This window comes from Sutcliffiella horikoshii (assembly GCF_020524325.1).
Lineage (GTDB): Bacteria > Bacillota > Bacilli > Bacillales > Bacillaceae_I > Sutcliffiella_A > Sutcliffiella_A horikoshii_D.
This window is the reverse complement of sequence record NZ_JAIVKY010000016.1, coordinates 56,294-62,479: the sequence shown is the minus strand read 5'-3', so window position 1 is coordinate 62,479 and position 6,186 is coordinate 56,294. Positions and strand designations below refer to the sequence as shown.

Here is a 6,186-nt window from a genome sequence, read left to right as displayed (position 1 = left end):
AGGTCCGCTCGACTTGCATGTATTAGGCACGCCGCCAGCGTTCGTCCTGAGCCAGGATCAAACTCTCCAATAAAGAGTCTGAGCTTTTGCTCAAAATTTGCTAGCTTGTCTTACTTAAATCATTTTGTCGTGTTCCGAAGAACCGACGTTATGACGCTGTTGTTTTGTTTAGTTTTCAAAGATCATTTTCATCAACTTGCCGCTCAGAAGCGACTTTATTAATGTAACACATCGAGCAAGTTAATGTCAACATGTTTTTTTATTTTTTGTCTTGCAAGCGTTTATGTATCTCGCAGCGACGAATAATAATATACCACGGATTTTCTTTTACCGTCAACTACTTTTATAAAGTTTTTTTTATTTGTTTTCCTGGCGTACTTTCATCTTTATATAAGTGTTGGTTGAACAAATAAAAAGCCACAGTATCTGCGGCTAATTAATAATGTCCTTATAAGGATTCCCTTTCTCTAAAGACAGCTTTGGATCGGATATATTTCATACACTCTGTTGGCGGTGCGATACGGGTGAACATTTTGTATAGAATTTGATATCGTTCTTCCATGGCATGCTTTACTACTCTATCAATGCGATGATCATCAAAGTCGTGTAAGAGTTCTTCTAGTTCTCTTTTTAACAAGTATTCCATTTCTTTCACTTCTTTATTGTTTAACAACATCCCTAACATTTCTTCACCTCTAAAAAATACTTTATAGTGTATTTTTTCCACCAAACCGGTTTTTATGAAACATTTTCCTAAATATTTTTTGCATAAGATTTGTCCTACTGAATATTTATGAGAGTAGATACTGTGGACAAGGGGGCTAAGCATGACTAATTTCTATGTTATTAACGGAAGAAAGCTTAAGCAATTATCCATCATCATTTTGGCGGCATTCTTCACTGCAGGGATTTTATATATAGAAAACTTTTCTAACCAGCCGGTGTTTTCGACCAAGGATGGGCCACGTGCAATTTATAAGGGAGAAGGCAGTACTAAGGAGGTCGCATTGTCCTTTGATATTAGCTGGGGAGATGAAAAGGCGCTTCCCATATTGGATTTATTAAAACAAAATAGCGTAACCGGCGTGACATTCTTCTTATCTGCTTCATGGGCGGAGAGGCATCCTGATATCGTGAAACGGATTGTGGAAGATGGACATGAGATTGGGAGCATGGGGTATGCCTATGAAAATTATCGGGACCTTGAAGACTTGAAAGTGAAGAGGGATATTTTAAAATCTTTGGATGTATTTGAGAAGCTAGAGGTCAAGAAGGTCAATTTGCTTCGACCGCCTAAAGGGGCTTTTGATAAGCGCGTACTTGAGATTGCCAATTCACTCGGATTTACTGTGGTACATTGGAGTGTTGATTCTCATGACCTGATCAACCCGGGGAAAGAAATTATCGTGGACAATGTGACAAAGAACTTAAGCAATGGGGATATCGTTCTTCTTCATGCATCAGACTCTGCCAAACAAACAGAGGACGCTTTACCAGAGATTATTCAGTACATTAAAGAAAAAGGATATGAAATAAGCAGCGTAACAGAACTGATCAACAACACGAAAGCCAAAAGCAAAGAAGTACAATAACTCACAAAAAACGGCGCCTCCCCAAATCGGAGAAGCGCCGTTTTTTCTTATTTTGCTGCAGAGGTTTTATTTAACCGGTGCAACAATAGTAGCTGATAAGAATTACATGCTAATAAAGGGAACAGCATGAATAACAGCCAACCAGGTTCATTTTCCCTAAGTGCTGGGAACCACTCAATCGTTGTTACCACTACCATAAAGAACAACGCAGGAATGAATGCGTGTTTATTGGTTTGAGCCTTTTTCACATACGCTACGATCAGGCCGTACACTAAAAGAAAAATTGGAAATGCGAAATAAGGAAGTAAGGAATCTCCTTCGTTTGCAAAAGATATATAACGGAAATACACAAGATCAAATAAAACAAAAATGATCAACACCAATTGCACGGCACTCCAAAGGGATTTAAAGATCCCCAAACCGAATCGGTGAATGGTCAAGTAAGCAAAGAAACCCATTTGACTGATGATGCTGAATATCAAACCTACTCCAATGTACCAAGCGATGATGGATAGGAATTGAAGGTATTCTCCATTTGCAAATTGTGCTGTATGTTGATCCCAACGGACTATGAACGCAACAATAACGGTTGTTACCGCTCCGACTAGTAGCGTGGAAAGAAATAATCGAACCCAATTACGACTGTTCACTTTCTTTTCCTCCATTTAACACAGATTAAAGACACTAGTTTACATTTTACCAATGTAACCAGTAAAAATCCATAATCCGTACCATGCAAATTTGTATATTTGATTAACTTTGTCACATATTAATCGTATGAAATACATGTTGGAAGGAGTTTTCTTGATGAAAAGCTACCTTTTGCCGCCACTCCTTCTTTCCCTCCTTCTTACTGGTTGTGCAGAGAGTGAAAAAGGCGGTCAAATGGATTACGACGAAACCAAAAAAATGGTTGTTGATATATTAAAGACAGACGACGGTAAAAAAGCGATTGAAGAAATCATGGCTGATGATAAGATGAAAGCTAACTTTGTCTTGGATCAGGAAGTCGTTACAAAATCAATTGAGCAGACATTGGACAGCGAAAAAGGCGTAGAATTTTGGAAAAAGGCGTTTGAAGATCCTAAGTTTGCCGAGACTTTTGCAAAGAGCATGCAAAAAGAGCATGAGAAGCTTATTAAGGATTTAATGAAGGATCCTGAATATCAGGCTATGATGGTTCAGATTCTGCAAGATCCTGAAATGGAAAAGCAAATGATTACCGTGATGAGCGGGCAGGAATATAAAAAACACCTTCAAAAAGTAATCACCGAAACTTTTGAGAGTCCTTTGTTTAAGGCCAAACTACAAGACCTATTGCTAAAAGCCGCTTCAGAAATGCAAGGCGGGCAAGGACAAGGTGGCGGTGGTCAAGGCGGAGAAGGTGGTAGTGGCTCAGAAGGCGGGCAAGAGTCCGGCGGCGGTTCAGAGGGTGGATAAAAAAACAAGCAGACCCACATATGTAACGGGGTCTGCTTGTTTTATTACGCTAATTCCACCACTTTTGAAGCGATGCTCAAATATATTTTTCCTAGATCATGGTCTTGTTGGTAGATGGATGGTGCAAAGTCATCGTCATTCCAGTCAGGTTGTTGTAATGGAAGTTGTCCAAGAAGCGGCGCCTGCAACTCTTCTGCCAGCTTGTCTCCGCCACCTTTTCCAAATACATACTCTTTCTCACCTGTTTTCTTGCTTTCAAAGTAAGCCATGTTTTCAATAACACCGATTACTTCATGGTCCGTTTTAATCGCCATTGCCCCGGCTCTAGCTGCAACAAATGCTGCTGTTGGATGAGGAGTCGTTACGATTAATTCTTTACAGGATGGAAGCATGGAGTGCACATCAAGCGCCACGTCCCCTGTTCCAGGAGGCAAGTCTAGCAGTAGGTAATCTAAGTCTCCCCACTCCACCTCATTAAAGAAACTGTTCAACATCTTCCCAAGCATCGGTCCTCTCCAAATAACCGGTGAGTTGTCCTCTACAAAAAAGCCCATGGAGATTACTTGTACACCGAAGCGTTCCACTGGAATGATCTTTTCGCCGCGCACGACCGGACGTTTCGTAATGCCCATCATATCAGGTACACTGAAGCCGTAGATATCTGCATCAATTAAGCCGACTTTTTTCCCTAGACGCGCTAATGAAACTGCCAGGTTAACGGAAACCGTGGATTTCCCTACGCCCCCTTTACCGGAAGCAATAGCTAAGAAGGTTGTTTTGTTGCTTGATAGCAGCGTTTCTTCCTCTTTAGGAGCTTCCACGCCAAAACGCGCGACTACCTCTTGTGGAAGTTCCATGAAACGCAGACCAACCGTTGCCGCTCCCGCTTCTTTTAAAAGATTAACGATGGTACTTTGGAGCTGCATTTGCTCTGCCGTACCAGTCTTGGCAAGTGCCACCTTCACACTGACATGATTCTTTTCTTCCTTGATGGAGATTTCTTGAATCGCGTTTGTTTCTTCAAATGTTCTATGTAAAAACGGATCATGTAGATCTTTTAATAACTGTACTACTTTAGCTTCTGTTAACAAAGTGACCCCACCCTTATGTGTTAATAGTCTATTTTCAGAATTGAATTCGTTTACAATTTTAGTATAACATATAGACCACATGAATTTATCGATATGTGCCTATAAAAAATCCCCCTTTTTCGTTATTGAGGGGGATCGGGTAATTCTTCTTCATTTGTATAATGACGCATCACTCCATTATAAATGGAAGCCGCTAATGATTTCTGATATTCTTCTGTATTTAGCAATGCACGTTCGGCAGGGTTGGACAAGAAACCAACCTCCACTAAAGCCCCAGGTATCTCAGCGTTTTTTAAGATAAAAAGCGTATTCATTGATTTAGCATAACGGTCTGTGTTTTCAAGGTTGACCCTGAACTCTTCTTGGATGAACTTTGCCAAGCGTTCGTTTTCCTTATGTTTCGTCCCATGGTAGAAGGTTTGTGCCCCTCTCCATCTTGGTGACGGGATGGCGTTCAGGTGAATGCTGAGAAAAAGATCTCCATCAGATTCGTTAATCATCTCAATTCGCTTACGCAAATCCTCTACTTTTCTGCGGCTATATCCTTTTGTCGCAGGATCTGCAAGGTCTACATCCTCTTCTCTCGTCATCAATACCAATGCCCCTTGCTCCTGAAGGTAATCCTTCACATAACGGGACACTTCAAGGGCCACGTCTTTTTCTAATATCTCCCCACCGACGGCTCCTCCATCAGGTCCGCCGTGACCAGGATCAAGGATGATAATCTTCCCGCTCAATGGCAGACTCCACTGTTCCCATGTGTCTTTTGAAAACAATTGATATTGAAAAACGGCGGTCACCGTTAAGATTACCGTAAGAAAAGCCCAGAATTTCCACCTTTGCATATGTACCCCTCCCGCATGTCCACTCTTTACACTATATGGGACAAGGGGGAAGTTTATGTTAATTAGTGCAACCTCATGCGGTATCTTTTTTCTCCTTTATGAAATCCTTCGCGCCACCAGTAATCAACAAAGGCGTCGCACGTCATATAAAAAGATTCATGAACCATATCATTGTCACCAATCGAACCCCAGTACAAGAAATAATCGTATAAGGTATCAATTAGATATTTCTCTTCGACATGGCAACGCGTCTTTACCTGCTCTGCATTTTCACCGTAATACCCAAACTTACTATATGAAGCACCAAGAAGATAAGCTTCAATTGCTACATCAAGACAGCCCTCTTCTATGGCAGTTACCTGTTTTTTGTTCTTTAAGTATGGCGAGAAAAAATCCTTCACCTTTGTCCGTAAAACCTCGAGTGAAATCTCGCGCAGCATCTTGCGCTCATATTTCATCTGCTTTTCTCTGCGCTTTTCCTTGAAGGTTGTTACTACAGTCATCTCTTTCACACCCTTTCCCGATTAGTTTCCTAATGGGCGAGGGCTTTCATGCGTACAAAGAATGAGTACGTTTTTCCAAGTCAGATATTGGGACATTTGAGATCCGCCTTTTTTGGGGGAATTTCATAGAACGAGCAACAATCTCTGCATATAGTGATATAAGCATTATCATAAAAGGAGGTGATAGTAGTGATGTTAAGAAAACCTATACTTTATTATAGTTCAGATAATAGCATCAGTTCAGAAGAAGCGGGCAATAATCAGCAATCAGCAAATGTACAAACCAATATTAAAAATGTTTCTGTTACAACAAATGAGATGGATGAAAACACATTAAGAGAGTTTAAAGCTTCTTTAAAAGCCGAAATGAATACGCTAAAACAAAATCTTAAGCGGATGAGAAAAGACATGAAAGATAATAATAGCCATACAAATAGTCAAACCACTTCAGGAAATGGCAACGGGCCCCAGGTACAAGTTCAAAAAGGAGAAAGTACACCTTTAAGTGGCGAAGCTTTAGAAAAACTTTTAAACGACATGAAAGAAATGAGCTTGTCCCTCATTAAGGATTTCAGTGAAATGAAAGATGATTTTATAAACGATTTAAATGTAACAGTGAACGTAACAGTGAACGAGGACGAACAAGCAGAAGAAAAAGATGAGGACAATAAGTAAGAATAACCGGCAAAAACACCCTTTTCCTCATAAAAAAGAG

8 protein-coding genes and 1 rRNA gene are annotated in these 6,186 nt (G+C 40.4%); 3 read left to right on the top strand and 6 right to left on the bottom strand.

The window, feature by feature from the left end; all coding sequences use genetic code 11:
• A 16S ribosomal RNA gene (locus LC091_RS19445) occupies positions 1 to 73 on the bottom strand; the annotation flags it as partial.
• 375 nt (positions 74 to 448) lie between these two features.
• A complete protein-coding gene (locus tag LC091_RS19440) occupies positions 449 to 685 on the bottom strand; it encodes a hypothetical protein (protein WP_226683696.1) in 237 nt (78 codons plus the stop codon).
• Between the two features lie 142 nt (positions 686 to 827).
• Here LC091_RS19440 and pdaB point away from each other — a divergent pair, with 142 nt between their 5' ends.
• Entirely contained in the window at positions 828 to 1,592 is a 765-nt protein-coding gene (gene pdaB, locus LC091_RS19435) for a polysaccharide deacetylase family sporulation protein PdaB (RefSeq protein ID WP_226683695.1), read from the top strand.
• A 47-nt stretch (positions 1,593 to 1,639) separates the two neighbouring features.
• Here the strand turns inward: pdaB and LC091_RS19430 are convergent, their stop codons facing one another.
• On the bottom strand, positions 1,640 to 2,242 hold the full coding sequence (locus tag LC091_RS19430; protein WP_226683694.1) for a KinB-signaling pathway activation protein: 603 nt from the start codon (positions 2,240 to 2,242) through the stop codon (positions 1,640 to 1,642).
• Positions 2,243 to 2,399: 157 nt separating this feature from the next.
• Here LC091_RS19430 and gerD point away from each other — a divergent pair, with 157 nt between their 5' ends.
• Positions 2,400 to 3,032 carry a spore germination lipoprotein GerD gene (gene gerD, locus LC091_RS19425; protein ID WP_226683693.1) on the top strand — a complete coding sequence of 211 codons (633 nt, stop codon included), beginning with the start codon at positions 2,400 to 2,402 and terminating at the stop codon, positions 3,030 to 3,032.
• 44 nt (positions 3,033 to 3,076) lie between these two features.
• Here gerD and LC091_RS19420 read toward each other — a convergent pair whose 3' ends face one another.
• The 3 genes from LC091_RS19420 to LC091_RS19410 form a co-directional block, all read right to left on the bottom strand.
• A complete protein-coding gene (locus tag LC091_RS19420) occupies positions 3,077 to 4,123 on the bottom strand; it encodes an Mrp/NBP35 family ATP-binding protein (protein WP_226683699.1) in 1,047 nt (348 codons plus the stop codon).
• Between the two features lie 122 nt (positions 4,124 to 4,245).
• Positions 4,246 to 4,968: an N-acetylmuramoyl-L-alanine amidase CwlD gene (cwlD, locus tag LC091_RS19415; RefSeq protein ID WP_226683692.1), complete on the bottom strand. Its 723-nt coding sequence runs from the start codon at positions 4,966 to 4,968 to the stop codon at positions 4,246 to 4,248.
• Positions 4,969 to 5,030: 62 nt separating this feature from the next.
• On the bottom strand, positions 5,031 to 5,471 hold the full coding sequence (locus LC091_RS19410; RefSeq protein ID WP_010191559.1) for a YbaK family protein: 441 nt from the start codon (positions 5,469 to 5,471) through the stop codon (positions 5,031 to 5,033).
• Between the two features lie 189 nt (positions 5,472 to 5,660).
• Here LC091_RS19410 and LC091_RS19405 point away from each other — a divergent pair, with 189 nt between their 5' ends.
• The gene (locus tag LC091_RS19405) at positions 5,661 to 6,146 is read left to right on the top strand and encodes a hypothetical protein (protein ID WP_226683690.1); all 486 of its coding nucleotides are present in this window, start codon (positions 5,661 to 5,663) and stop codon (positions 6,144 to 6,146) included.
• Positions 6,147 to 6,186: the final 40 nt, after the last annotated feature.

Bases quoted from the DNA above. Each gene is read 5' to 3' on its own strand.
- LC091_RS19440 (WP_226683696.1), bottom strand. From the start codon at position 685: ATGTTAGGGATGTTGTTAAACAATAAAGAAGTGAAAGAAATGGAATAC.
- pdaB (WP_226683695.1), top strand. From the start codon at position 828: ATGACTAATTTCTATGTTATTAACGGAAGAAAGCTTAAGCAATTATCC.
- gerD (WP_226683693.1), top strand. From the start codon at position 2,400: ATGAAAAGCTACCTTTTGCCGCCACTCCTTCTTTCCCTCCTTCTTACT.
- cwlD (WP_226683692.1), bottom strand. From the start codon at position 4,968: ATGCAAAGGTGGAAATTCTGGGCTTTTCTTACGGTAATCTTAACGGTG.
- LC091_RS19410 (WP_010191559.1), bottom strand. From the start codon at position 5,471: ATGACTGTAGTAACAACCTTCAAGGAAAAGCGCAGAGAAAAGCAGATG.